Origin of the sequence: Streptomyces sp. NPDC059009, from assembly GCF_042740175.1 — a bacterium.
Classification (GTDB): Bacteria; Actinomycetota; Actinomycetes; order Streptomycetales; family Streptomycetaceae; genus Streptomyces.
Genome location: NZ_JBHYJB010000008.1, coordinates 125,658 through 148,349, shown reverse-complemented (window position 1 = coordinate 148,349; position 22,692 = coordinate 125,658). Strand labels below are relative to the sequence as shown.

General features: G+C 72.2%; 25 protein-coding genes. 11 read left to right on the top strand and 14 right to left on the bottom strand.

Going from position 1 to position 22,692, the window contains the following annotated elements; genetic code table 11:
- The first annotated feature begins 20 nt into the window (after positions 1–20).
- The gene (locus ACFWYM_RS10400; RefSeq protein WP_384833106.1) at positions 21–968 is read left to right on the top strand and encodes a LysR family transcriptional regulator; all 948 of its coding nucleotides are present in this window, start codon (positions 21–23) and stop codon (positions 966–968) included.
- On the opposite strand, the gene ACFWYM_RS10395 is transcribed toward ACFWYM_RS10400, so the two are convergent.
- Both ACFWYM_RS10395 and ACFWYM_RS10390 read right to left on the bottom strand, forming a co-directional pair.
- Positions 965–1,696 carry a hypothetical protein gene (locus tag ACFWYM_RS10395; RefSeq protein ID WP_384833103.1) on the bottom strand — a complete coding sequence of 244 codons (732 nt, stop codon included), beginning with the start codon at positions 1,694–1,696 and terminating at the stop codon, positions 965–967. The two genes, ACFWYM_RS10400 and ACFWYM_RS10395, sit on opposite strands and share 4 nt — an antisense overlap.
- Before the next feature lie 23 nt (positions 1,697–1,719).
- Entirely contained in the window at positions 1,720–4,182 is a 2,463-nt protein-coding gene (locus ACFWYM_RS10390) for a polysaccharide lyase 8 family protein (RefSeq protein WP_384833100.1), read from the bottom strand.
- 287 nt (positions 4,183–4,469) lie between these two features.
- On the opposite strand from ACFWYM_RS10390, the gene ACFWYM_RS10385 reads away from it, so the two are divergent.
- Positions 4,470–5,153 (top strand): alpha/beta fold hydrolase, encoded by a 684-nt coding sequence (locus ACFWYM_RS10385; protein ID WP_384833097.1) that lies wholly within the window; start codon positions 4,470–4,472, stop codon positions 5,151–5,153.
- A 79-nt stretch (positions 5,154–5,232) separates the two neighbouring features.
- Here the strand turns inward: ACFWYM_RS10385 and ACFWYM_RS10380 are convergent, their stop codons facing one another.
- The 4 genes from ACFWYM_RS10380 to ACFWYM_RS10365 all read right to left on the bottom strand — a co-directional run bounded on the left by ACFWYM_RS10380 (position 5,233) and on the right by ACFWYM_RS10365 (position 7,324).
- On the bottom strand, positions 5,233–6,114 hold the full coding sequence (locus ACFWYM_RS10380; protein ID WP_384833095.1) for a hypothetical protein: 882 nt from the start codon (positions 6,112–6,114) through the stop codon (positions 5,233–5,235).
- 330 nt (positions 6,115–6,444) lie between these two features.
- Positions 6,445–6,687, bottom strand: a complete 243-nt coding sequence (locus ACFWYM_RS10375; RefSeq protein ID WP_384833092.1) for a hypothetical protein — start codon at positions 6,685–6,687, stop codon at positions 6,445–6,447.
- Complete coding sequence (locus ACFWYM_RS10370) at positions 6,669–6,938, bottom strand: terpene synthase family protein (protein WP_384833089.1); 270 nt, start codon at positions 6,936–6,938, stop codon at positions 6,669–6,671. The genes ACFWYM_RS10375 and ACFWYM_RS10370 overlap by 19 nt, the downstream gene beginning before the upstream one ends.
- Before the next feature lie 2 nt (positions 6,939–6,940).
- Positions 6,941–7,324 (bottom strand): hypothetical protein, encoded by a 384-nt coding sequence (locus ACFWYM_RS10365; protein ID WP_384833086.1) that lies wholly within the window; start codon positions 7,322–7,324, stop codon positions 6,941–6,943.
- Positions 7,325–7,561: 237 nt separating this feature from the next.
- Here ACFWYM_RS10365 and ACFWYM_RS10360 point away from each other — a divergent pair, with 237 nt between their 5' ends.
- The 3 genes from ACFWYM_RS10360 (at position 7,562) to ACFWYM_RS10350 (ending at position 8,997) form a co-directional block, all read left to right on the top strand.
- Complete coding sequence (locus ACFWYM_RS10360; RefSeq protein WP_384833083.1) at positions 7,562–8,293, top strand: class I SAM-dependent methyltransferase; 732 nt, start codon at positions 7,562–7,564, stop codon at positions 8,291–8,293.
- 84 nt (positions 8,294–8,377) lie between these two features.
- A complete protein-coding gene (locus ACFWYM_RS10355) occupies positions 8,378–8,647 on the top strand; it encodes a hypothetical protein (RefSeq protein ID WP_384833081.1) in 270 nt (89 codons plus the stop codon).
- Positions 8,647–8,997 (top strand): DUF1036 domain-containing protein, encoded by a 351-nt coding sequence (locus ACFWYM_RS10350; RefSeq protein ID WP_384833078.1) that lies wholly within the window; start codon positions 8,647–8,649, stop codon positions 8,995–8,997. The genes ACFWYM_RS10355 and ACFWYM_RS10350 overlap by 1 nt, the downstream gene beginning before the upstream one ends.
- A gap of 40 nt (positions 8,998–9,037) precedes the next feature.
- Here the strand turns inward: ACFWYM_RS10350 and ACFWYM_RS10345 are convergent, their stop codons facing one another.
- Both ACFWYM_RS10345 and ACFWYM_RS10340 read right to left on the bottom strand, forming a co-directional pair.
- Positions 9,038–9,397: a M15 family metallopeptidase gene (locus ACFWYM_RS10345; RefSeq protein WP_384833075.1), complete on the bottom strand. Its 360-nt coding sequence runs from the start codon at positions 9,395–9,397 to the stop codon at positions 9,038–9,040.
- Between the two features lie 61 nt (positions 9,398–9,458).
- Positions 9,459–10,025 carry a helix-turn-helix domain-containing protein gene (locus ACFWYM_RS10340; RefSeq protein WP_384833072.1) on the bottom strand — a complete coding sequence of 189 codons (567 nt, stop codon included), beginning with the start codon at positions 10,023–10,025 and terminating at the stop codon, positions 9,459–9,461.
- Between the two features lie 98 nt (positions 10,026–10,123).
- Here ACFWYM_RS10340 and ACFWYM_RS10335 point away from each other — a divergent pair, with 98 nt between their 5' ends.
- The 3 genes from ACFWYM_RS10335 to ACFWYM_RS10325 all read left to right on the top strand — a co-directional run bounded on the left by ACFWYM_RS10335 (position 10,124) and on the right by ACFWYM_RS10325 (position 13,194).
- A complete protein-coding gene (locus tag ACFWYM_RS10335) occupies positions 10,124–11,194 on the top strand; it encodes an NAD(P)/FAD-dependent oxidoreductase (protein WP_384833069.1) in 1,071 nt (356 codons plus the stop codon).
- A gap of 150 nt (positions 11,195–11,344) precedes the next feature.
- On the top strand, positions 11,345–12,946 hold the full coding sequence (locus tag ACFWYM_RS10330; protein ID WP_384833066.1) for an MFS transporter: 1,602 nt from the start codon (positions 11,345–11,347) through the stop codon (positions 12,944–12,946).
- Positions 12,829–13,194 (top strand): DUF3592 domain-containing protein, encoded by a 366-nt coding sequence (locus ACFWYM_RS10325; protein ID WP_384833063.1) that lies wholly within the window; start codon positions 12,829–12,831, stop codon positions 13,192–13,194. Before ACFWYM_RS10330 ends, ACFWYM_RS10325 begins: the two co-directional genes overlap by 118 nt.
- A gap of 132 nt (positions 13,195–13,326) precedes the next feature.
- On the opposite strand, the gene ACFWYM_RS10320 is transcribed toward ACFWYM_RS10325, so the two are convergent.
- On the bottom strand, positions 13,327–14,613 hold the full coding sequence (locus ACFWYM_RS10320) for an acyltransferase family protein (RefSeq protein WP_384833060.1): 1,287 nt from the start codon (positions 14,611–14,613) through the stop codon (positions 13,327–13,329).
- Between the two features lie 885 nt (positions 14,614–15,498).
- Here ACFWYM_RS10320 and ACFWYM_RS10315 point away from each other — a divergent pair.
- Positions 15,499–15,891, top strand: coding sequence for a cytosine permease (locus ACFWYM_RS10315; RefSeq protein ID WP_384833057.1), 393 nt, complete (start codon positions 15,499–15,501; stop codon positions 15,889–15,891).
- Positions 15,888–16,331: a hypothetical protein gene (locus ACFWYM_RS10310; RefSeq protein WP_384833054.1), complete on the top strand. Its 444-nt coding sequence runs from the start codon at positions 15,888–15,890 to the stop codon at positions 16,329–16,331. The genes ACFWYM_RS10315 and ACFWYM_RS10310 overlap by 4 nt, the downstream gene beginning before the upstream one ends.
- Positions 16,332–16,362: 31 nt before the next feature.
- On the opposite strand, the gene ACFWYM_RS10305 is transcribed toward ACFWYM_RS10310, so the two are convergent.
- Positions 16,363–16,905, bottom strand: coding sequence for a DUF4240 domain-containing protein (locus ACFWYM_RS10305; protein WP_384833052.1), 543 nt, complete (start codon positions 16,903–16,905; stop codon positions 16,363–16,365).
- 147 nt (positions 16,906–17,052) lie between these two features.
- Here ACFWYM_RS10305 and ACFWYM_RS10300 point away from each other — a divergent pair, with 147 nt between their 5' ends.
- On the top strand, positions 17,053–17,967 hold the full coding sequence (locus ACFWYM_RS10300) for a hypothetical protein (protein WP_384833049.1): 915 nt from the start codon (positions 17,053–17,055) through the stop codon (positions 17,965–17,967).
- 137 nt (positions 17,968–18,104) lie between these two features.
- Here ACFWYM_RS10300 and secD read toward each other — a convergent pair whose 3' ends face one another.
- From secD to ACFWYM_RS10280, 4 genes are all read right to left on the bottom strand, one after another.
- Positions 18,105–20,474 carry a protein translocase subunit SecD gene (secD, locus tag ACFWYM_RS10295; RefSeq protein WP_384833046.1) on the bottom strand — a complete coding sequence of 790 codons (2,370 nt, stop codon included), beginning with the start codon at positions 20,472–20,474 and terminating at the stop codon, positions 18,105–18,107.
- A 67-nt stretch (positions 20,475–20,541) separates the two neighbouring features.
- A complete protein-coding gene (locus ACFWYM_RS10290; RefSeq protein WP_384833043.1) occupies positions 20,542–20,952 on the bottom strand; it encodes a hypothetical protein in 411 nt (136 codons plus the stop codon).
- Positions 20,953–21,118: 166 nt separating this feature from the next.
- Positions 21,119–21,889, bottom strand: a complete 771-nt coding sequence (locus ACFWYM_RS10285; RefSeq protein ID WP_384833040.1) for a class I SAM-dependent methyltransferase — start codon at positions 21,887–21,889, stop codon at positions 21,119–21,121.
- A gap of 156 nt (positions 21,890–22,045) precedes the next feature.
- On the bottom strand, positions 22,046–22,678 hold the full coding sequence (locus tag ACFWYM_RS10280) for a TetR/AcrR family transcriptional regulator (RefSeq protein ID WP_384833037.1): 633 nt from the start codon (positions 22,676–22,678) through the stop codon (positions 22,046–22,048).
- Positions 22,679–22,692 lie beyond the last annotated feature (14 nt).

Genomic DNA, 22,692 nt, shown 5'->3' with positions numbered 1-22,692 from the left:
GACCTCGGGAGAACGGGCCCATGTTCGACCTCCACCGGCTGCGCCTCCTGCGCGAACTCAAGCACCGCGGCACCCTTGCCGCCGTCGCCGCCGCGCTCTCGTACAGCCCGTCCTCCGTCTCGCAGCAGCTCTCGCAGCTGGAGTCCGAGGCCGGCGTCACGCTCCTGGAACCCGTGGGGCGGCGCGTGCGGCTCACCCCGCAGGCGGAGATCCTCGTCGCACACACCGAAGCGGTCCTCGCCCGCCTCGAACAGGCCGAGGCCGACATCGCGGACTCGCTCAGCGAGGTGACCGGGACGCTGCGCGTCGCCGCCTTCCAGACCGCCGCCCTCGCCCTGCTGCCCACCGCGCTGACCCTGCTGCGCACGGCCCACCCGGCGCTGCGCGTCCACGTCGTCGAGGCCGAGCCGGAGCGGTCGCTGCCCGCCCTGCTCGCCCGCGACGTCGACCTGGTCGTGACGGAGGAGTACCCGGGCCTGCCCCAGCCGCGCCCGGCCGGGACCGAGCGTGAAGAGCTGGCCGATGACGCCCTGCGCCTCGCCCGCCCCGACCGCCCCCGAGTCCGCCAACCTCTCGCCGCCCTAAGGGAGTTGGCGGACCACCCCTGGGTCATGGAGCCCGTGGGCAGCGCGGCCCGGCGCTGGGCCACCGCGCTGTGCCGCAGCGCCGGCTTCGAACCCGACGTCCGCTTCGAGTCCAGTGATCTGCTGCTCCATCTGCGCCTCGTCGAGGGCGGCCACGCCGCGGCGTTCCTGCCCGACCTGGTGTGGAGCGGCACCACCGCCCGCACCGTCGGCCTGACCCCGCTGCCCCGTGGCCACCGCGCCCGCAGCCTGAGCACGGCCGTGCGGGAGGGGCACGGCACCCACCCCGCGATCAGGGCCTGCCGCGAGGCGCTGCGGGAGGCGGCGGGCGGGGCCGTGCCCGGGGCGGCGAACGGTGCGGACGCCGGGGCGGCCCGGGGCTAGCCGGCCACGTCCCCGTACGACGTGCCCACCTTCAGCCCGTCGATCCAGTTGATGACCCGCTTGTCCTTGACCTCCGCGCCGTAGCTGCCCCACCGGGTGTCGTTGCCGCGGTCGTCCCAGGTGCGGCCGGAGAACGACGCCACCTTCGCCCCGTTGTAGTACGCCTCCACCCAGCCGCCCGACGCCGAGCTCGACGTGTGGATGCCGAGCACGATCCTCTTGTACGTGCTGGTGGTGACCGGAGTGGACCACTTGAGGGTCCAGTTCTCGCCGGGGGAGATGTAGAAGAGCTTCAGCGAACCGCCCTCGACCTTCATCAGGACCGGGTAGTTCTGCTGTTGCTGGTCCCCGGTGCCGTACGACTTCCACTGGAAGATCGTCGCCGCGTCCGGGGCGTTGGTGGAGGTGTCCCAGCCCAGGTAGTACGTGTGGTCGTTCTGGAACGTGTACCGCGAACCACCCACGTTCAGGCCGTGCGCCTCACAACGCTCAAGCCCCAGCGGCTTGTTGAACTTGAAGACCGGGCCCCGGCCGTCGTGGTTGTCCTGCGCGGTGACCGAGCCCGGTGCGTCGCACAGGATGCTGCCGAAGACGGCGGTCCCGCCGGACGCGTCGCCGTTCCAGATGACCGACGCCTGCGCGGGCGCGGCCACGACCAGCCCCCAGGCGGCGGCCCCTGCCACCGCGGCGATCAAGGGGGTGCGCTTCATGTGAGCCATGTCAGTCATGTGAGCCATGTCAGCCTCCCGTTTCAGCCGAGCCGGACAGTGATCTTCTGGGTGGCGCCCGCAGCGGCGCTCAGATCCCCGAAGGTGAGCTTCAGGGACGATCCGGTCTGCGCTGCCGTGACGGTGTCCGGCGCCGAGGTCACCGCCCGGACCGGTCGCCGCCAGGTGAGCGTGAGCCCGTTCCGGGCACGCGTGGGGTCGCTGACGCAGAGCGTGGCCGTGCCGTCGGACCGCTCGGTGACCAGGACCGAGCAGGGCGCGTCCGCGGTGAGGGGGCCGACGGTGCCGCCCGCCCAGAAGTTGACCCCGGTGAGGCCGATCGGCGGGACCCAAATGCCTTGCTGTGAACCCGAGTTGGCGAGAATCCGCAGGCGTGCGCGCCCCGCCGCCGCACGGGCCGCCGTCCGCCGCGTGCTCGCGCCCGGCAGCAGCACATACGCGTAGTCGGCGTCCTTCGGGTCGCTGCCGTGGTCGACGTACATCGTGAGGTAGGCGCGGGTCAGCTCGGTGGTCGTGCCGCCCTTGTTGATGTCGCGCCAGGTGCCGGTGCGCTGCTCGCGCAGCGCCCGCACGGTGGCGCCACCGGGGAAGACATAGCCGCCGTGGCCGTCCAGGTGCGCCCACCGGGCGTCGGAGAGCGTCGCGGACCAGGGGGCCTCGGTGGGCTGGGCGGCGCCGTCCACGGTGAACGGCGCGGTGCCCGCGGACCCGAGGTTGCGGTTGTCGACGACCGACTCGACGGCCGCGCCGTCCGCGGAGCTGATGCCCGCGCCGAGGCAGACGATCTCGTCGTCGAGGCAGAACCACGACTTGCGCGCCGACAGCGTCGACTGCAGCCCCTTCAGGTGCTGGCCGAGCGCGGCCCGCTTCCCGTCCGTGCTGCCGCCGACCCACTCCACGTCCGGCAGGGCCACGCCCCAGTCGCCGCCCGCCCCGTCCGCGAGGACCTTGCGGGAGGTGGTGGTGCCGGGCAGCCGGTACGGGTCGACGGTGGGCCAGAAGGCGTCGCTGTACTGGCCGTTGGCGAAGGTGTCGCCCCACCAGTAGAGCATTCCGTTGCCGGTGTGCCAGCCGTGCAGATTCTCGCCGTTGCCGGTCTCGTAGTACGTGATGCGCCGGTCCGCCATGCTGATCGCGGCCGCCCAGCCGGGGCGGCGGTGCGTGGCCCGCGCCATGCCCGGGAACAGCCGGTGCCCGGCCGGCTCCGGCACGGCGGCCACGGACGCGTCGTCCTCGACGGCCTTGAGACGGGCGAGACTTGTCAGCCCGAGCGAGAGGTCCTGCATCGGCGGGCTGTAGTAGTCGCGCCGCATCCAGCCCTTCACCAGGCCCCGCCAGCGCGCGTTCTCGGCGTCCGAGGCGCCCTGGCCGAGGAGGGCGATGGCGGCCAGGATCGGATGGCCGCGCCGGTGGTCGTCGGCCTGGATCTTCTTCACATCGGCGACGGCGAGCCCCCGGCTGATCGCACGGCCCGCGACGCCGTCCATGATGAGCCCGTTGAAGAGGAAGGGTGCCCACGCCTTCTCGACCGCGTCGAAGACGATCTGCTTCTTCGGGTCCTGCACCTCCCACTCGGAGTCGGCGAGCAGCGCGAAGAGCATGCCGAGCCCGCCGAGCAGCACCGAGCCGTAGGAGCCGGTGTAGGGGACGGTGGTGTGCTGGATGAACGAGCCGTCGACGTACAGTCCGTCGCCGCTGCTCACATACGGGAAGACGGGCGACAGGGCGTCGCGCGCCAGGGCGATCTTCGCCGCCTTGCCCCCGACGACGCCGCGCAGCGCCAGCACCCGGCACAGGTCCACGCGGTTCGCCCCGGTACTGGTACCGGTGTAGCTGCCGACCGCGGAGTCCGGCACGAAGTGGTCGACGGCCGCGCAGTAGGCGGCGATCTGCTCGGCGGACAGCGCGTCGTACATCAGCACACACAGGTCGAGCAGGGCCTGCGGAGCGCCGATCTGCCAGCTCCACCAGTTCCCGAACCGGGCCTGCCTCTCGTTGTAGATCTGCGTGCAGAGGTGATCGAGCCCGGCGAGGACATCGGCTTTGAGTCCGGCGTCGCCGGTGAGCCCCGTGCCGGGCTGCGCGTACGCCTGCGCGAGCGTGAGCAGCCGGGTGTAGCCGGTGACCATGTTGGCCGAGTAGCCGTACGACTCCTGGTCGGTGTCCGGCTCCGGGTCGTGGTACGGGGCATCGGGCCACAGTGAGCCCTCGGCCGGGGCCATGGACGCGCGCAACTCCTTGGCCAGTGAGCCGAGTTCGGCGAGACGGGTCTTGAAGGGCTCGGCGGTGGGGCTGAAGCCCTCGCCGAGTATGAGGGTGCGCCAGGTCGCCCGGAGAGCGGCATACGGGTCCTCGGCCTCCGGCGCCTCCTGCGCGACGGCCGGGGCCTCCCCGGCGAGCAGCAGCCCGGTGGCGGCGAGCGCGGCGGCGCTGCCGCCGGAGGTCAGGAGGAAGGCGCGGCGGGACCAGGGATGGCGTGTGCGCATGAGGGAGATCCCTTTCTGCGGTGATCAGTGAGGGGGAGGGGGAGTGAGCAGTGAGGGAGGGGTATCGCCTGGTGTGCGTCTGGTGCGTCCGGCCGGCCGGGACGGCAAGCGCTTTCTAGCATGGGGTCACTTCAACGCTCAATGGCCCCAACAGAATTGGTGTGATCCAGTGGCGGTGACGGTGGCGGTGGCCACGGCAGTAGCCGCGGCGGTGGCTGCCTCGGGGCTGCGCCGACGCCCAGCCTCGATGGCGGGCACGACCGTCCCCGCCGGGTACGGTCGGGGCCATGGACGATCAATCAGTGGTGGACGTCGGCGACGTGCGGCTCGCCTACCGGACGTGGGGCGACGAGGGCGGCGCGCCGGTCGTGCTGCTGCACGCGCTCGGCGAGTCCGCGGCCGACTGGGAGCGCGTCGGCGAGCTGCTCGGCCAGGAGTGGCGGGTCTTCGCGCTCGACCTGCGCGGACACGGGGAGAGCGACTGGCCGGGGGAGTACACCTTCGAGCTCATGCGCGACGACGTGCTCGGCTTCCTCGACGAACTGGGCCTGGACCGCGTGGGGTTGGTCGGCCACTCCATGGGCGGCGTCGTCGGGTACCTGCTCGCCCAGGAACACCCGGACCGGGTGGAGCGCCTGGTCCTGGAGGAGGCGCCCCCGCCCTGGCCGCGGGCCCCGCGCCCGGCGGTCCGCCCCGAGGGCCCGCTCTCCTTCGACTGGCCGGTGGTCCCCGCGATCAAGGGCCGGCTCAGCGAGCCCGACCCCGAGTGGGCGGCCCGCCTCGGCGAGATCGTCGCCCCCACCCTGTACGTGGCGGGCGGCCCCGAGAGCACCATGCCCCAGGACCGCATCCCGGACCTGACGTCAGCGATCCCCGACTGCCGCGCGATCACCGTGCCGGTGGGGCATCTGGTGCACGCGCGGCGGCCGGAGAGGTTCGCGCAGCTGGTGAGCCGGTTCTTCAGCAGCTGAGAGGGCGAGCCGGTTCGTCAGCAGCTGAGAGACGGGTGGGGCGGGGCGACGGCTGCGGTACGGCCGGGTGGCCGGGCCGTCAGCGCGCCGTCCCGCGCGGCCGCGACTGATACAGCCGTGTGTGATACCGGCCTTCGGCCTCGAGCTCGGCCGGGTCCTCGCCCGCGAGCAGCACCTGTTCGACGGCGCCGCGCTGCTCGGCCATGCTGGTGAACAGCCGCTGGGGATAGGTGCGTCGGCGATCGGTCCGGGTCGTCAGGCCATGGCCGTCCAGGCAGGCGGCGACCTCCTCGTACGGGACGGTGCGCAGCACGAAGGCGCTGACCCAGAGCGGTTCGCGGGCGCAGCGCAGCAGGGCGTCGAAGGTGCGGTGGGAGATGTAGCCGATGCCGCCGGTGACGGTGATGAGCCCGGTCTCGGCGACCGCGTCGCGCAACTCGTCGCTGGGCGGGTGGTGTTCCAGGTTCTCGGCGTACGCGGCGTCGAGCAGACCCACGTCCAGGGCGTAGCGCAGCGCGTTCGGCGCGGTGTCGAGCCCGATGACGGGGGCGGCGTCGGGCAGTCGCCGCGCCGCATAGAACTCCCGGTCATGGTCGACCAGTTGGGCCCGCGACATGGCGAGCGCCGCGGGGCTGGTGTAGTGGGCGAAGAGCTCGGCGAGGGTCAGCCGGTGGTTGAGGAGCGCCGCGTTGATCCCGTACGAGCAGCAGAGGTCGAGCACCGTGACGGGACCGGCGGCCCCCGGCAGCTTGCCCCGCTCGGACCGGTCGCGCCGGAAGACCTGCTGCCCGTGGTGCGGGATCTCGTACTGGAACGGGGCGAGCCTGCGGAAGTACGCGCGCGGGTCGGGCTGGTCGTAGATGTCGTCGAACCGGGTCTTGCCCGACGCGGGCCCGCGACGGGGCCCTGTCGGGGCGTTGGCGATCTGGCTCTGCATCGTGCCGGTCCGGCCTGCGGTCATCGGGCGAGTCTCCTGGAGGGCAGGTCTGTGCGCTGGGGGAGCGCGCAGGGGGGCGGATGGGTAGCTGCACGTCTACCGGAGGCCCACCACCCCCGACAGCCCGCCCGGCCCCGACCGGCCGGGATCCGCACCCATCCGCACCCACGCACGGGCCCCGGCTGAAGAGGCCCTTGCCAGGCGCAGGGGACATCAACGCGCTTACGGGCGGGGGAGGGCGAGCGGGCCCGGGGGTGGGGGAGATGGCTGGAACAGGGTGGGCCGGGGTGGGCCGGGGCCTGTCGGACGGCCGGCTCGGACAGGGGGATCCGGCTCTGAGGCAGCGCACCGCGATCAGGGCGCGAGACCGTGCAGGGCGAGGAGACCTGGGCGGTCCGGGGAGAGGTGGGCGGCGGCTTCGGGGCTGTAGCGGCCGCAGCTGCGGCTCCAGTGGTAGTTGCCGGACAGCATGTCGACCATGCTGTCGACGTGGCGCCCGACGGCGGCACGGTCGTGGTCGGACAGCGTCAGCCGGTCGCACAACTGCGGGACACCGTGCCCGAGGCTCCGGAAGTCGTTCATCCGGGCGTCGGCCATGGACACGGCCCGCGCCACGGCCTCGTCGCGGGCCAGCCCCGGTGCTGCAGCAGCCGTACGAGATTGAGGTCGTCGCGGGCCTCGTCCTTCTCCAGCGAGCAGACGTCGTTGACCAGGATGACGTGCTCGACCGTGCTGATGCGCATCTTCTCCAGGTGGCTGCTGTACCAGGCCGGCGCCGGGACCTCGTACGGGCCGATGCACTCACGCATGTCGAAGTCGGGCAGGACACCGACGGACCGGCGGCGCACGCTCAGACAGTCCGCGAGGGAGAGCGGGGTCGCGATGCGGCGGGGCCGGTGTCGCCGGGAGGCGTGCCGAGTCGTTCCATGAGCTGCAGGCAGATCGACACCGCCGTATCGGGCGTGCGGCCCGCCGGTACGTCGAAGGCGTCGTCGAAGACGAAGTACCAGCCGTTGATGTCGAGTTGGAGGTCGAGGTCCTGCTCCGTCTCGGGGGAGGGGCAGAACCAGGCGCCGACCTCGGCGTGCTGCGAGAAGCGGTACATGGCGGTGGCGTCGTCGCCCGACACAAGGGCGTGATGCGTCGCCCAGGTCATGTGACGCGGGAGCGCAGTGGAGAGATCCGGCGCCACCTTGCGCGGATAGGGCATGGCGAACTCGACGTCTTGAGGCACATGTTCCTCCGGTGCCCGTGGACTGTTTCCGTCTGTTCCATCTGTTCTGTCTGTTCCGTCTGTTCCCTTCATTCCGTCCCGGAGGATCAGTCAGGAAATGCCCGCGCATCGGCGTGCACGGGGCGAGCGGAACCATTGGGGGTGCCGTGACCGGAGCTCTCCGAGCGGCTGCGGGCCGGGGTGCGCCGGGGCGCGCCCCGGATTCGGCGCGTCGGCCCCCTGCGTAACCTGGGCCCGGTGTTCACCAGCCAGGGACCCACGCTCCGCGAGCTCACCGTGCAGGCGCTCTCCTCCATCGAGCACGGCTACGACCTGCTCGCCCCCAAGTTCGACCACACCCCGTTCCGCACGCCCGACCGGATGCTCGACGCGGTCGCGGAAACCCTGCGCCCGCTCGGCCCGTTCGGCTCCGGCCTGGACGTGTGCTGCGGCACGGGCGCGGGCACGCGGGTGCTGCGGCCGCTGTGCCGGGAGCGGGTCACCGGCGTCGACTTCAGCGCGGGCATGCTGGTCGCCGCGCGTGAGTCGGCGGACGGCGAGTCTCAGGTGCCGGCCCTGTCCTGGGTGCGCGCCGACGCCCGCGCCCTCCCCTTCGCCCCGGCCTTCGACCTGGCCGTCAGCTTCGGTGCGTTCGGGCACTTCCTGCCCTCCGAACGGCCCGCCCTCTTCGCCGGAGTCCACCGCGCCCTGCGCCCCGGCGGTCTCTTCGCCTTCCCCGTCGGCGCACCCCCGCTGCGCCGCCACCCGCTCTACTGGACGCTCCTCGGCTTCGACGTGGCCATGCGCGTGCGCAACCTGCTGTGGCGCCCGACCTTCGTCATGTACTACCGGACGTTCCCGCTCGGCGGTGTGCGCGAGGACCTGGCGCGGGCGGGCTTCACGGTGGCGCTCCACCCCTTGGAGGAGTTCGGCCGCCGCCCCGACGGCAGCCCCAACTGGCGCCTCGTGGTGGCCCGCAAACCGGTTTAGTACCGCCCAAAGCTTCCCGCACGGCCCCACACCTGCCATTCTCCGACGCACGGAGCGCAGCAACTGCCGTACAGGGGGTGCGAGATGGGCGATCCACAGGAGACGGAGCCCGGCGCCGCGGAACGGGACGTGGCGCCACGGGGAGCGATCGGGGACAAACCCGTCGGCCGACCGGTCGAGGAGAACGCGGCCAGGTCCGGCCGCCGCCACGGCGAGGCGTGGTACTCGCCGGGCATCGTCGACGACGGCGCGGAGGCGGAGGGCGCGGACGCCCCGCAAACCGGCGACCCGCAGGGCGTGGCCCCTGACCCGCAGGGCGGGGCCGACCAGCCGCGGGACGGGGGCGCCGCCTGATGGGCCTGACCATCTGCAACCGCTACTCCGCCCGCGTCTACGTCGCCATCGGCTTCTACGACGACACCTGCCTCCGCGACACCGGCCCGCACATCATGGGCTGGTGGGGCCTGGACCCGGGCCGGTGCGCGCTCGTCTACGCCAACCGCGTCAACAAGTACGGTCCCCAGTGGTTCTTCGTCGGCGAGGCCGTGAACGGCCCGGTCTGGGCGGGCCAGTTCGTCACCCAGGTCCCGGACCAGGCGTTCAACCGGTGCTGGAAGCCGTCGGTCTCGGGCGGCAGCCCCCGCGGCTTCCGCGGCTTCGACGTGGGGGACCACGAGGACTTCACCCTCAACCTCACCGGGTAGCCCGGCTACCGCCCACCGTCCGCCGCCGACCTCTCGCCGCTCACCGCTCCACGGGTCCGTAGAGCGCGGCGGGGGCGCCCGTCTGCAGCGCCCAGTACCGGTCGCCGAACGACCAATGCCACCATTCCGTGGGGTAGTTGACGAGCCCCGCGCTCTCCAGGGCGGCCCCGAGGATCCCGCGATGCCGCCGAGCGGTCGCGCTCACGCCCGGCGCCCCCGTGTAGCAGGTGCCGGAGCTCTCCTCCGGGCTGGCGTTCATGGGGGTGCCCAGGTCGAGTTCGCGCCCGTCGGTGTCGGCCAGCAGCCGGCTCTCCTGTCGTACGTCGACGAGGCGTTCGCCGCACTCCTGCACCGGGACGGCCGCGACCCGGGGGTCGGACATCAGAATGATCTCTCTCATCCGGGCAACGTAGCCGAGTCCTGGGGCAGTTGGCGGGCCCGGTTGGGCGGGGCCCGTCGGCTCACTCCTCGCCGCGCTGATGTCCCCGCCGGGCGTCCCGGTCGAAGATGCCCATGATCTCGCACGGGCCGCCCGCAGTGCCGATCGCGTGCGGAAGCATGGTGGGGAACTCCGCCGCCTGATTGGTCTCGACCCGGAAGCGCCGGTTGCCGAGCAGCAGGACCGCCGTGCCGGACAGGACGACGAGCCATTCGCGGCCGGGGTGGGCGCGCAGCCGCGAGGGGTTGTCCGGGGGCGGCTCGGTCATGCGCTGGCGCACCACGCTCATGCCCGGGTCGGCCCTGATGGACCAGCGCATCTGTCCGTGGGCGCTGTCGATGGTCGGGCTGGAGATCACGTCGTCCGTGGCGTTCTCGACCAGCTGGTCCAAGGTGGTGTCCAGGGCGCGGGCGAGCGTGACCAGCTGGTCCAGGGCCAGGCGCCGCTGCCCGTTCTCGATGCGGCTCAGGGTCGACTGGCTGACGTTGGCGCGGGTCGCGAGCTCCTCGAGGGACCAGCCCTGGGCGACGCGCAGCGCGCGGATGCGTTTGCGGACCAGGCCGTCCAGATCTCCGTCTTCTTGCGTCATAGGCAAGATTGTATGTCCCCGCCGCAAGGCGTGCTTAGCGTGGGACCCGTACCGATCCGGCACCGAGAACGCCGGAGCAACGAAAAGGGGACGACGTCATGGCTGTCACCACCGCTTCGCACGCGACCAGCGCTCCGCGCACGACCACCGCTCCGCAGCCGACCGACGCGCTGCCGGACGAGACCGTGGACGCCGTGGTGATCGGTGGCGGCGCCGCCGGTCTGAACGGGGCCCTGACGCTGGCCCGCTCCCGCCGCTCGGTCGTCGTCATCGACAGCGGCACCCCGCGCAACGCACCCGCCGAGGGGGTGCACGGCCTGCTCGGCCTGGACGGCACGCCGCCCGCCGAGCTGTTGGCCACCGGCCGCGAGGAGGTCCGCCGCTACGGCGGCCTGGTCGTGTCCGGGCAGGTGACCGCCGCGGCCCCGGCCGCCGCCTCCGCCGACGGCGACCTGCGCTTCACCGTCGCGCTGGCCGACGGCCGGTCCGTGCGGGCGCGGCGCCTGCTGGTGGCCACCGGGCTGCGCGACGAGCTGCCCGGCATCCCGGGTCTCGCCGAGCACTGGGGGCACGGCGTGGTGCACTGCCCGTACTGCCACGGCTGGGAGGTGCGGGACGAGCCCATCGGGATCCTCGCGGTGGGACCGGCCTCGGTCCACCACGCGCTGCTGTTCCGCCAACTCACCGACGACCTGGTCTACTTCACCCGCGGGACCGAGCTGGACCAGGACACCCGGGCACGCTTCGCCGCACGCGGCATCCGCGTCGTCGACACCCAGGTGACCGAGGTCGAAGCCGCCGCCGACGGGACTGTCGCGGGCGTGCGCCTGGCCGACGGGAAGCGCGTCGCCCGCCGCGTCCTCGGGGTCGCCACGCGCATGCAGGCCCGCACCGAAGGGCTGGAGGAACTGAAGCTGCCGACGCAGGACCTGCCGGGCGGCATGGGCTGCCACTTCGCCACCGGCATGGCGGGCAGCACCGAGGTCCCCGGTGTGTGGGTCGCCGGGAACGCCACCGACCTGATGGCCCAGGTCGGCGCCTCCGCGGCGGCGGGCGCCCTGGCCGGCGCCCGCATGAACGCCGACCTCGCCACGGCCGACACCGACGCCGCCCTCCTCGCCACAGCCGACACCGACACCGCTCCCCGCGCCGCGCACCGCGCCGCCTGAGCCGCCCGGGCCCCGCCGCGCGCTCCCACCGCCGCGGGGCCCGTCCGGCCCTCCCCGTACCCACGCCGTACCAGCGCCGCCTTCCCGACCGGACCGGCGCCGATCCCCCCCTGCCCTGTTGATGGCTTGACGCCTTGTCGAGAGGAACCCATGAGCGTGAACCAGTCCCCCCGGGCGGCCACCGGCCCAGCCGGTGCAGCCGCCGAGAGCGGGCCGGACGCGCGGCAGCGCCGTACGATCCTCATCGCCGTGTGCGTGGCGCTGATGGCCGTCATCGCCTCGGTGTCCGGGCTGAACGTCGCCCAGCCCGACCTGGCCGTCGAGTTCGGCGCCACCCAGAGCACCATCCTGTGGATCATCAACATCTACACGCTGAGCCTGGCCGCGCTGCTGCTGCCGCTCGGCGCCGTCGGCGACCGCTTCGGCCGCAAGCCCATGCTCATCGCAGGGCTGCTCCTCTTCGGCGTCGCCGGCGCCGTCGCGGGACTCGCCCCGTCGTCCGAAGTCATGCTCGCCGCACGGCTGTTGAGCGGAGTCGGCGCGGCGATGATCATGCCGATCACCCTCGCCGTCATCACCTCCACGTTCCCCGAGGAGGAGCGTGGCCGGGCGATCGGCGTGTGGACCGGAGTCGCCGGTGGCGGCGGCATCCTGGGCATGTTCCTCTCCGCCGCCCTCGTCGACGTGGCGAACTGGCGCTGGCTGTTCGTGCTGCCCGTCGTCCTGGTCGGCGTCGCCCTCGCCATGGCGCTGCGCTCGGTCCCCAACTCCCGTGAGAACGCCCGCCACGCGTACGACACCGTGGGCGCCCTGACCTCCGTCGTCGCCGTGGTCGGGCTGATCTTCTTCCTCCAGGAGGGCCCCGAGCGCGGGTGGGGTGCGCCCGTCACGCTCGCCGGCCTCGCCGCCGGGGCCGTCGCGGGCGCCGGTTTCGTGGCCTGGGAGCTGCGCCGCCGGGGCGCCGCACTCCTGGACGTGCGCCTGTTCCGCGAGCGCGGTCTCGCCGGGGGGTCGATCACGCTCCTGGCCGTCTTCGGCGTCCAGGCGGGGATCTTCGTCGTCCTCTTCCCCTTCTTCCAAGCCGTCCTGGGCTGGTCGGGGCTGCTGTCCACCGTGGCGCTCATGCCCATGGCCGTCCTGATGATGCTGGCCTCCGGCCTCGCCCCCAAGCTGGCCGTGCGGGTCGGCCCCCGGGCGACGATGGCCACGGGAATCGCCCTGGCCGGAGCCGGTCTCGCCCTGATGGCCGCCACCGTCTCCGTCGACGGCGGCTACCTCTCCGTCCTGCCCGGCATGCTCGCCATGGGTCTCGGCATGGGCCTGGCGATGACCCCCTCCACCGAGGCCATCACCAGCTCGCTGCCGCAGGAACGCCAGGGCGTGGCCTCGGCCCTGAACGACGTCACCCGCGAATTCGGCACCGCGCTCGGCGTCGCGCTCCTCGGCGCACTCCTGTCCGCCGGATACCGCAACGCCATCGACACCCGCCTCGACGGCGTCCCCCGCCACAGTGCCGACACCGCGCGCGAGGGCGTCGCCAACGCCATCGACGCCTCCCGCACGGCGGGCCCCCACGCACCGGACCTGGTCCACGCCGCCCAGCAGTCGTTCGTCGACGGCTGGCAGCAGGCCATGTGGGCGGGCGTGATCGTCATGGGCGCCCTCTTCCTCCACATCGTCACCCGTGGCCCCGAACGTCCGGTCCGCGCGGCCGACCAGCCGGGGGCGGAGGTCTGCGACCAGGGCCTTTGAGACAGCGTCCCCCTCGCTTCGGACCAGCGAGGGGGACACGCACGTTCCGCAGCCCGACGGGCTCCAATCCGCCGTCGTACGAGAGGGGGGACCGGGTCGAGGTGCTGTACCGCGCCGATTCCCCCGAGGACGCGCGCATCAACGGCTTCGCCTCGCTGTGGCTGCTGCCGCTGATCTTCGGCGGGATCGGGCTGGTGATCGCGGGGATCGCGACGGGCGTCGCGGTGGCGATGCGGCGCAGCTCCTAGGTTCCCGTGTTCCCGCGCTCCTGGGCTCCCGCGCTCCTGAGCCCCCGGCCGGAAGAAAGATGCAGGTCGCATGGGTGGCCTGCACACAGACCACCCATGCGAACCCGGTTCAGGCCGTTGTCACTGCTTGTGTCATTGCTTGTGTCGCTGCTTGGTGTCCTCCACGAGCGGTTTGATGCGGAAGCGGCGCATGACCGGCCGCTCGACGAAGGTGTACGAGGCCCAGCCCGCCGCGATGGACAGCACGAGCACGAACGGCAGCAGGACGAAGTACGCCCCGGTGCCCAGCTGGGCGAAGTGGCCGCCCATGAGGTGGCGCACCGCCACCTGCAGGACGATCAGGTGCCAGAGGAACACCCCGCACGAATGGCGTCCGAGCCAGAGTGGCAGCGGCTTGGACAGGAGCTGTTCGGGACCGCGGCCCCGGGCCAGGATCAGGGGCGCCGCGAGCCCGACCGCGATCACCAGATGGCAGATGTACTTGATGGTGACCTCGCTCTGGGTGAGCGTGATCGAGGCGATGCTGCCGGCGTGGTCGGTGTTGGCCACGGCGAAGGCAAGCAGGGCGAGCCCCCAGCACGCCCACGGGTGGCGGCCGACCAGCCGCGCGAAGCCGGACGCCCGGCCGGTCGCGGCCTGCCCGGCGAGGATGGCCAGGGCCATGCCCGCCGCGAGGAAGCCCAGGTAGCCGCGCAGCCACCACAGGTGGGGCGGGGCGAGCGGGCTCGACGGGGTGGTCACGAACAGCCAGGTGAAGTCGGCCACGACGATGCCGCCGAGCAGGACGAGGGCGGCGCGCACCCCGTGCCGCAGCTTCAGGATCCGGTGCAGGACGAACGCCACCACGGGCAGGGCCAGGTAGAAGTGGACCTCGGTGGCCAGGCTCCAGGTCTGCGCCCAGTTGCTCAGCTCGCCGGGGTCGGAGCGCAGGTCCGCCCAGTGCTGCACGTGCTGCACGGTGAGCAGCCGCACCGTGCGCCAGGTGTCGCTCATGCCGTCGCGGTCGAAGACGAAGAGCGCGGTCAGGATGAACAGCCAGTAGGCGGGGAAGATGCGCAGAACGCGATGCCAGTAGTAGTGCGTCGCCTTGGGGCGGCTGCGGCCACCAAGGGCCGCGTCGACCCAGGGCCGGTAGAGCAGATAGCCGCTGACGATCAGAAAGATCGGTATGGCGGAGAGGAAGCCGGTCATGACCGGCGCGAACGGGCCTTCCTTTCCGGTGCTGTCGACCAGGCTGCCCGTCCACTGGGCCGTGTGCGCGAACACGACCATGAACGTCGCGAGCGCGCGCAGACCGTCGATGGCCGGCTCGAAATTCCGTTGGGAGCGGACCAGAACCGCTGCGCCGCTCTGTGGTCTCGCCGTCGCTTCGGCCATGGGCCTTTCGGCGACGACGGGCTTTTCGATCGAACTCGTCATGACAATGAACCCCCGTTCATCGGTTGGGGAAGCGAAAAGGGCATGACTCGGTGACGGCAGAGCCGTCATTCGGTTCGGGAAGTGCACGAAACAGCAGGGGCATGACGGTGGCACAGTTCCGCGATTGCGGCGAGAGCAGCACATCGACAGAGTCGCCGAATTGTCGATTCCGAATCTCGAATTCCGAATGACTCGGCAGCGCCACGCGTCAGTTCAACTGTTCGTTCCGAGCAGTGGAACGCGGGGCGGCCGGACGATTCGAAGAATCGGGCCGCCACCTGCCAAGAAACATACCAACATCCAGCCTTTTGGGGCCGATTGGCCAGCGCGCGCGGATTTCTCTTATTGCCAACTCTGCGCAATAAGGAGCTTTGCGTGATCCACGTCAGGGCGCCTCGTCGTGATCCCTCAAGAATGGTTCGTAATTGGACGAGAATCCGTGTTCATTGCAGCCTTCTTGAGTGGCTGACGGAGCGTCACAACTTGTATGTGTCACGAAGAATGGAAATGTCGTCCCGCGCACACGCAACTCGCCCTGGAGGCGCAGGACTTCACTCCACCCCATGTGCCCGCGCCCGGTCACGGAGTGTCCCCGGGGCAGCCCCAGCCTGGACTCGGCCGTCTCGGTGACCAGGTCGGCGAGGTCGTGAATTCCCCTGCGCCGCTCCCGAATTCGCCCGCGTCGATCAGCGCGGCCAGCGCATCGTGGGTCACTCCAACACGGCCGCGAACAACGGGATGACGGCACACAGCACCGGCCTCTCCATCCGGTCGGTGGGCGTGCGCATCACCCGGATCCCGGCGGTCCTCGTGATCGGTGCTCTCGGCACGGCGATGACGCTCTAGGCGATCCTCGTCTTCGACTTCCTCACCAGCGTCAACACGATGCTCCGGCTCATCGTCGTCATCACCGGACCGGCGATGGCGATGGCGGTGGCCGCCACGGGCCTGGCGCTGCGCCGCAACCGCTACCACGGGGAGGAGCTGCTCGAGCAGCAGCGCGGCGGCCCCTTCTGGTACCGCGGCGGCCTGCACTGGCCGGGCCTGTCCGCCCTGCTCACCGGCGGACTCGCCGCCCTGATGTGGGTGAGCGCCACCCTCTGGACCGGCCTCCTCGCCACCGCGACGGGCGGCGTGGACCCGACCGTCCCGGTCGGCATGGGCGTCGCCGCCCTCGTCTATCGGGGCCTGGCCCGCACCCTCCGCACCATCGGCTTCGCCGCGCCCGCCGAAGCCCCCACGAAAGGCAGGAACCTGCGTACGCCGACGTCATCGTGACGGCCCGTCACATCGAGACGCTGAGCCACCACGACCACCCCGGCGAGGCCCCCACCGGCACGCATGACCGGACGGGCACGGACCCGCTCCCACGGACCAATCACTCCCTGACCCGCTCCCTCACCGCCGACGAAAAGACCTGGCTCCATCAGCCGGACTCCTGCGGACGCCGCGCCTTCACGGCCGCGCGCCTGGCCGAGATCACACAACTCCCCGACGGCATGGACGCGTTGGCCTCCCTCCTGATCACCGGAGCGGGCGAGCCTCCGGTGACCTGGCTCCCCGACCCGGCGGGGCCCCTCGGCCGACGCCGGGCCAGTCTCGCCACCGTCACTCTGGACCCGCCGACGCGCACGGCCCGGATCCTGGACGGAACACCGGCAGACATCGGCGCCCGGACCTGGCGGGTGCTGGCGGCCACGGACCGGCCGTGTCCGTGACGTCCCGCGGCCCGTCGCCCGTCGCCGCCCGTCAGTGCTCCAGCTCGAAGAGGGCGGAGAGACGCGGGAGCCGCCGGGCGAGCTCGTCGCTGTCGTCGAAGTCGAAGTCCCACGCGGGGTCGAGCTCCGGGAGGCCGTCCGTCGGTGCGGCGGCGGGGAGTTCATGCCCGGTGGCGGACAGATGGGCGTTCCAGACGATGCCGAGCGCGTCCTCACACATGAGGTCGAAGCCCTCCGCCTCGGCGTCGCGGACGACGCGCAAGTCGGCCAGGGCTTCGGGATCGCCCACGGCCCGCTCGAACACCTCGCGCCCCTGCATGATCAGCCAGCCGCGGAAATGGTCGAAGCCGTCGTCGGAACACCCGCCATTGATCATGTAGGCGGCGCCCCACAGAGGCGCGCGATATGACTCCGCGAGCAACCGGTCGAGGACCTGCTCGGCAGCGACGATGTCCTCGACCGGCCGGGCGGCCAGCAGGCCGGTCGCCGCCTCGGCCATGGCTTCGGTGTCCGTCACGTCATCCGTCTGCCGCCGGGCCTGCTCGACCAGATCCCAGAACTCACCTGTATCCATGGGCGAGAGCCTGCCACGCGGGTATGACAGCCGGTCGTCAGCGGGTATGACGACCGGTCGTGAGTGGGTACGACCGCCGGTCGTCACGCAGGCCCCAGAGGCCCGGGGGGAACCGCTGATGGCACCCCCTTGCTACCGTTCCCGACCATGAAGACGGCCCTGCACGTGAACGGCCCGGACCGGCCGCCGCCGCTCCGCGTGGAAGCCGCCGAAGGCCGCCGCCTCGTGCTGCGGCAGGGCGGGGCGCCGGTGCTGTTCGCCGTGCAACGAGCAAGCCACCGCGGCGTGCACTACGCCCGCACGGACACCTGCACCTCGCCCGTGCCGCCCCCGCGCGCCACGACCGCCCGCGCCCTGCGCGAGGCAAGCCCCACGCAGGAGGACTGGTACGAACGCTGGGCCCACCACGTGGCTCAGGCGCTCCGTATCGCGGTGAACGGCCCCCTCCACGCCGGTAGTTGGCAGCTGACGTCCGGAATGCCCCCATGGTCGGTGGACGCGCACTGGGACAGCTTCCTCTCGTACGACCCGCCCCGAGGCCACCTGACATGGTTCGGCTACGGCGACCCGGTCGAGGAGGCCCGTGACGTCCTCCCACTGCGCACGCTGTCGCCGACCGGCACGGCGCGCGTGCGGGCGTATCGCAGACAGCTCCGCGAAGGCGTCCTGCCACCGGCGGTGCTGTGGTGGATCAGCGGCCTCAACACCCTGGTCGTGCTGGACGGCCACGACCGCATCACGGCAGCATTGGCGGAAGGGACCCGCCCCGACGTCTTCGTCCTGAGCCGGGCGAGCCCCGAGGGCTGGGCGGAGTGGGCGGCGGGCCCGCGTGTGACGGCGTACGAACACCGCATGCGCGTCCTCGGTGAACAGCGCGCCGCGGGCGACCCGTTGGCGGCCCACCGCATGTCCGTGGAGAGCCGACGCCTGGCCACGGATCTGCGCGACCTGACGACGTCCCCGGAGCTGACCCGCGCCTGGCCCCTCGACGGCGGCCCGCGGGCATGGCGGCACCTGGCGTCGTCCCACGTGCCGAACTGGCAGCCCGACGACCGGGATTGAGTGCCGACGGTCTGCGCCATGCGAGCCGTGCGGTCCGTGCGGGCCGTGCGCGGTCGCGCCGGACCGACGCGGTGCCGGGCTTCCCCACCTGACGCCGCCCTGCAGGCAGGTCATCCTGCCTGCAGGGCGTGCCGGTCTCACACGACGGCGCCCGTGTCCCGCTGCCTCTTGCGGTCCAGCGGACCGGCCCCGTCGGGCCGCACGTCGCCGCGGGGCCGCCGGGGCGGCGCGGGCCACCGCTCTTCCAGGGTCGTCGCGAGCGGCACCGCCACGCTCACCGTCGAGGCCATGCCGACCAGGACGCCGGCGATCAGGGCGACGGAGAAGTCCGCGAGCGAGTCGCCGCCGAGCACCGCCAGGGCGGCCAGGACGAACAGGGCGCCCATGCCCGTGTTCACGGTCCGCGGCAGGGTCTGGATCACGGCCTTGTTGGCGGTGGCGAACAAGGGGGAGCGCGGGTCGCGGCGGCGGCTCTCCCGGACCCGGTCGAAGACCACCACGGTGTCGTTGACCGAGTACCCGATCACCGTGAGCAGGGCGGCCAGGAACACGCTGTCGACGGGCCTGCCGAGCCAGGCGAACAGGCCCACCACCAGCACGACGTCGTGCACCATCGCGGTGACGGCGCCGGTGGCGAACGTCCAGCGGAACCGCACGCTGAGATAGATCAGTTGAGCGGCGACGGCCACCCCGAGGGCGATGAGCGCCTTGTGCCGCATCTCGTCCCCGAGGCTCGGGCCGATCGACTCGTCGCGCTCCACGGTCACCTCGCCGCCGGGTTCCGCGAGGGCCGCCCTGATGGTCTGCTGCTCGTCGTCGCTGAGCCGCTCCGTCCGTACGGAGATGTCGCCGTCACCCGATTCCTGGACGACGGCGCGGGGGAACCCGGCGTCCGCCACCGCCTCGCGTGCGGTGTCGACCTGGACGGGCCTGCTGGTGCTGTACTCGACCAGGCGCCCACCCGTGAACTCCACGCCGAAGTCCAGGCCGCGCAGGGCGATTCCGGCGACCGCCACGACGATGAGGAGCGCGGACGCGCCGAACCAGCGCCGCCGGTGGTGCACCAGGCGCGGGTTGCGCCGCGCGAGCCAGCTCCGCACCCGGCCGGTGGCGGTGAGGCCGGTCAGGGCGGGCCGCTTGCGCACGAAGCGCCGCCGGACCGCGAAGTCCGCGAGGACGCGGGTGATGATCAACGCCGAGACCATCGAGGCGAGCACGCCGACGGACAGCGTGACGCCGAAGCCCTTGACCGGGCCGATGGCGAAGAAGAACAACAGCCCGGCCGACAGCAGCGTCGTCACGTTGGAGTCGATGACCGCGCTCCACGCGTTGGCGAACCCGGTGCGCACCGGCCGGTCGAGGTGGGTGGAGCGGGACCCCAGATACTCCTCGCGGGCCCGTTCGAAGACGAGGACGTTCGCGTCGACGGCCATGCCGACGGCGAGTACGAACCCGGCGAGCCCGGGCAGGGTGAACGTGGCGCCGAGGGCGACAAGCGCCGCGTAGGAGATGAGTCCGTACAGCGCGAGGGCGAGCGCGGCCAGGGCGCCGAGCAGCCGGTAGACCACGATGATGAACAGGGTGGTCAGGGCTAGGCCGATGACCGCGGCCCGAGCGCTCGCGTCGATGGCTTCGGAGCCCAGGGTGGGACCCACGGTGCGCTGTTCGACGACGTGGACGGGCACCGGCAGCGCCCCGCCCTTGACGAGGGCGGCCAGGTTCTTGGCCTCCTCCTGGTCGAAGCCTCCGGTGATCTGGGTGCTGCCCCCGGTGATGCCGGTGCCGCAGTGCACGCCGGCGTCGACGTCGGGGGCGGAGATGACGCGGCCGTCGAGGACGATCGCGACGCGCCGTTCGGGCGCGCCCTGTGCGGCGCAGGCCGCCTTCCCCGTGACCTGGGCCCATGCCGTGGAGGCCGAGTCGCGGAAGCCGAGGTGGACGGTCCAGCCGGCGAGGTTCTGCTGTTCGAGCACGGCGCGGGCTTCGCGTACGCCGTCGCCGGTCAACACGGCCGGCCCGAGCGTGAGATAGGCGCCCGGGCGGTTCGGGTCGGGAAGGACACGGGACGCATCCGCCCCGTCAGCCTTCTCGTCCGTCTTCCTGCCAGGGGTCTTGTCGGGGTTCTTGCCGGGCTTCTTGTCCGTGACGCCGGTGACCGGGTGCACGGTCAGTTGCGCGGTGCGGCCGATCACCTTGGCCGCTTCGCGCGGGTCCTGTACGCCGGGCAGCTCGACGATGATGCGCTTGTCGCCGGAGCGGGTCAGGCTCGGCTCGGCGACACCGAGGGCGTCGACGCGGTGGCGCAGCACCTCCAGGGCGCGCTGCGTGGAGTCGGCATCAGCCTTGACCAGCTTTCCTGAGTTCTTCGAGTCCTTGGTCTCCAGAACGATCTGAGTGCCGCCGCGCAGGTCGAGTCCGAGGCGGGCGGGTTGGGTGAGGGCGAAGTAGAGCGAGACGGCGATCACGCCGAGGGCGATGATCGCCCGCCACAAGGGCGCGCGAGACATGATTCTCCCGATGGGCAGGCAGACGGGATCGACGTCTGCCGCACCCCCGCACATCGGGCGCGAACGGTCAGACGTCGACCGGGACTTGGGTGCTCCATCGAGAGACCGGCGGACCGCGCGGCCTTGGCACCGCGACGTCTACGCGCGTCGCCTGCCCCGTCGTACGCACGGGGACGGACGGTCCGCCGAGCGCACGGTGCGGCGCCGAACCACTGGCGCCCAGGGCGAGGAACGGGGGAGGCGGGGCGCTGTCGGGGCGGGCACCGGCCGCCTGGAACGCGAGGCGCGCCACGGCGGGCGCGAGATGCGCGGCGCTCTCGCCGCGCGTGAGGGACGGCGCCGCGACCGTCTGACGGCCGGACCCGGGCTGCTCCCCGTGCGCCGTCGACGAGGACGGCAGCAGGAAGGCGAGGGCGGCGAGCAGAGCGGCGAACACCGCTGCGGCCGGGCGCCGCGTTGCCTGCGCGTGTCGACGCACGTCGCCCCACCCCCCTTGAGCGCTATGGGTCCCTTTCACCAACGCTGCCACCCCAGGTGTTGGTTCCCGTCATCCGCCAGGACGCCCCACCTGTGTGCGCATGCACATCGGTCCCGCCCGGCGCCGCGCCCCGGCGGCCACGGCGCCCCGAGTGCCACGGACCCGACTATGGACCCGACGGCTTCCACTGGAGCGTGAGCAGCGGCTCGTCGAAGACGGGCGCCGGGCTGTCGGGGTCCGCGGCGACGGCCTCCTCCAGTCGGCGAAAGCCCGTCTCCAGCGCGTCGGGGCCGAGTTGGGAGAAGAACGAGAGCGTGCGCAGGCGCAGCCGTTCGAGCACGGCGGCGCGGGTGCCCGTGGACGGTTCGGTGACGGTGCCGAAGCCGACGACGCGCCAGCCCGCCGAGGTGAACAGGGCGATGACTTCGTGCAGCGGCTGAAAGATCGAGGCGTCCGCCTCGTAGCCGCCGGGGAAGTGCTCCAGCCACCACGGCCGCGGATGGTGGTCGCTGAAGTTCGTCCGCAGGAGCAGCCGCCCGCCCGGCCTGAGCACCCGCGCCAACTCCCGTACCGCGCCCGGCTTGTCCCGGACGTGATGCCACGACCAGCCCAGGAGCGCGTAGTCCGTGCTGTCGGACGGCACCGGTATCTCCTCGGCGGCACCCGGGACATACCGCACACCGGGATGCCGGCTCTGGGCCTGCGCCACCTCGCGCATGCGGACCGACGGCTCGACGCCGACGACCGGCCCGAACGCCTCCGCGAGCGCCGGGGTGAACCTGCCGGTCCCCGAGCCGACGTCCAGGCCCGCCAGCGGGCGCCGTCCGGGCAGCGCGGCGTCGAACGCGTCGATCCACACCCGCAGTTGCCGCTCGCCGAGCGCACGGCCGCGCGCATAGTCCTGGTGCTGCTCCGTGTCGTAGTCGACCGCCCTCATCGCTTCTCCCGCACCGGTCGGGGGACCACAACTGCCGTCCCGATATATCAAGTTGATACATCGGGACGGTAATGGGGCGTCACACGGCTGTACAAGAGCCCCTGACAGCGCACCGCCCTCGCGGCTCGCCTGCTTCCCGTTCGTGCCGCTGTTCCGCTACGCGCTGCGGTAGGCCCGCAGGAAGGTCCGCACTCCCTCGACGACGAGTGGCCGGACGCGGTCGTCCTCCGCGGCGTTCGCGGAACCCAGTCTGTCGAGTGCGACGCCGAAGGCCAGCGCGATGAACTGGTCGGCCGCGAGCCGGGGGTCGGGGACGTCGAGCAGCCCGGCCTCGGCGAAGGCGGCCAACCGCTCGGCGATGGCCTCGTCCGGGGTGTCGGCCATGGAGTTGTAGCCCCGGTGCGGCAGATGGCCCGACTCGGCCCGGACCAGGCGTTGCAGAGTCGCGTACTCCGCCGAGCCGAGCATGTCGGTCGCGATGCGCATCGAGAACGCGACGAGGGCGTCCTCCAGGCCGTCGGTGTCGGTGCGGTCGGTGAGGGTCTCGTCGAGGGTGCGCCGGATCGTGGTGATCAGTGACTGGCCGATGGTGTCGACGACGGCCTGCAGCAGCGTCCGCTTGTCGCCGAAGTAGTCGTAGACCGTCCGCTTGGACACCTCGGCCCGGGCGGCGACCGCGTCGACGCTGGTCCGGTCGAAGCCGTCGGCGAGGAACAGTTCGCGGGCCGCCGCGAGGATGGCGGCCCGCTTCAGCGTGGACCCCTCGCGCAGTGTCTTCGTGGTCGGCATGGCCACATCCTAAC

Coding starts and splice junctions, on each gene's coding strand:
- ACFWYM_RS10400 (WP_384833106.1), top strand. CDS start 21: ATGTTCGACCTCCACCGGCTGCGCCTCCTGCGCGAACTCAAGCACCGC.
- ACFWYM_RS10395 (WP_384833103.1), bottom strand. CDS start 1,696: ATGACTGACATGGCTCACATGAAGCGCACCCCCTTGATCGCCGCGGTG.
- ACFWYM_RS10390 (WP_384833100.1), bottom strand. CDS start 4,182: ATGCGCACACGCCATCCCTGGTCCCGCCGCGCCTTCCTCCTGACCTCC.
- ACFWYM_RS10385 (WP_384833097.1), top strand. CDS start 4,470: ATGGACGATCAATCAGTGGTGGACGTCGGCGACGTGCGGCTCGCCTAC.
- ACFWYM_RS10380 (WP_384833095.1), bottom strand. CDS start 6,114: ATGACCGCAGGCCGGACCGGCACGATGCAGAGCCAGATCGCCAACGCC.
- ACFWYM_RS10375 (WP_384833092.1), bottom strand. CDS start 6,687: ATGGCCGACGCCCGGATGAACGACTTCCGGAGCCTCGGGCACGGTGTC.
- ACFWYM_RS10355 (WP_384833081.1), top strand. CDS start 8,378: ATGGGCGATCCACAGGAGACGGAGCCCGGCGCCGCGGAACGGGACGTG.
- ACFWYM_RS10350 (WP_384833078.1), top strand. CDS start 8,647: ATGGGCCTGACCATCTGCAACCGCTACTCCGCCCGCGTCTACGTCGCC.
- ACFWYM_RS10345 (WP_384833075.1), bottom strand. CDS start 9,397: ATGAGAGAGATCATTCTGATGTCCGACCCCCGGGTCGCGGCCGTCCCG.
- ACFWYM_RS10340 (WP_384833072.1), bottom strand. CDS start 10,025: ATGACGCAAGAAGACGGAGATCTGGACGGCCTGGTCCGCAAACGCATC.
- ACFWYM_RS10335 (WP_384833069.1), top strand. CDS start 10,124: ATGGCTGTCACCACCGCTTCGCACGCGACCAGCGCTCCGCGCACGACC.
- ACFWYM_RS10330 (WP_384833066.1), top strand. CDS start 11,345: ATGAGCGTGAACCAGTCCCCCCGGGCGGCCACCGGCCCAGCCGGTGCA.
- ACFWYM_RS10320 (WP_384833060.1), bottom strand. CDS start 14,613: ATGACGAGTTCGATCGAAAAGCCCGTCGTCGCCGAAAGGCCCATGGCC.
- ACFWYM_RS10315 (WP_384833057.1), top strand. CDS start 15,499: ATGCTCCGGCTCATCGTCGTCATCACCGGACCGGCGATGGCGATGGCG.
- ACFWYM_RS10305 (WP_384833052.1), bottom strand. CDS start 16,905: ATGGATACAGGTGAGTTCTGGGATCTGGTCGAGCAGGCCCGGCGGCAG.
- ACFWYM_RS10300 (WP_384833049.1), top strand. CDS start 17,053: ATGAAGACGGCCCTGCACGTGAACGGCCCGGACCGGCCGCCGCCGCTC.
- secD (WP_384833046.1), bottom strand. CDS start 20,474: ATGTCTCGCGCGCCCTTGTGGCGGGCGATCATCGCCCTCGGCGTGATC.
- ACFWYM_RS10285 (WP_384833040.1), bottom strand. CDS start 21,889: ATGAGGGCGGTCGACTACGACACGGAGCAGCACCAGGACTATGCGCGC.
- ACFWYM_RS10280 (WP_384833037.1), bottom strand. CDS start 22,678: ATGCCGACCACGAAGACACTGCGCGAGGGGTCCACGCTGAAGCGGGCC.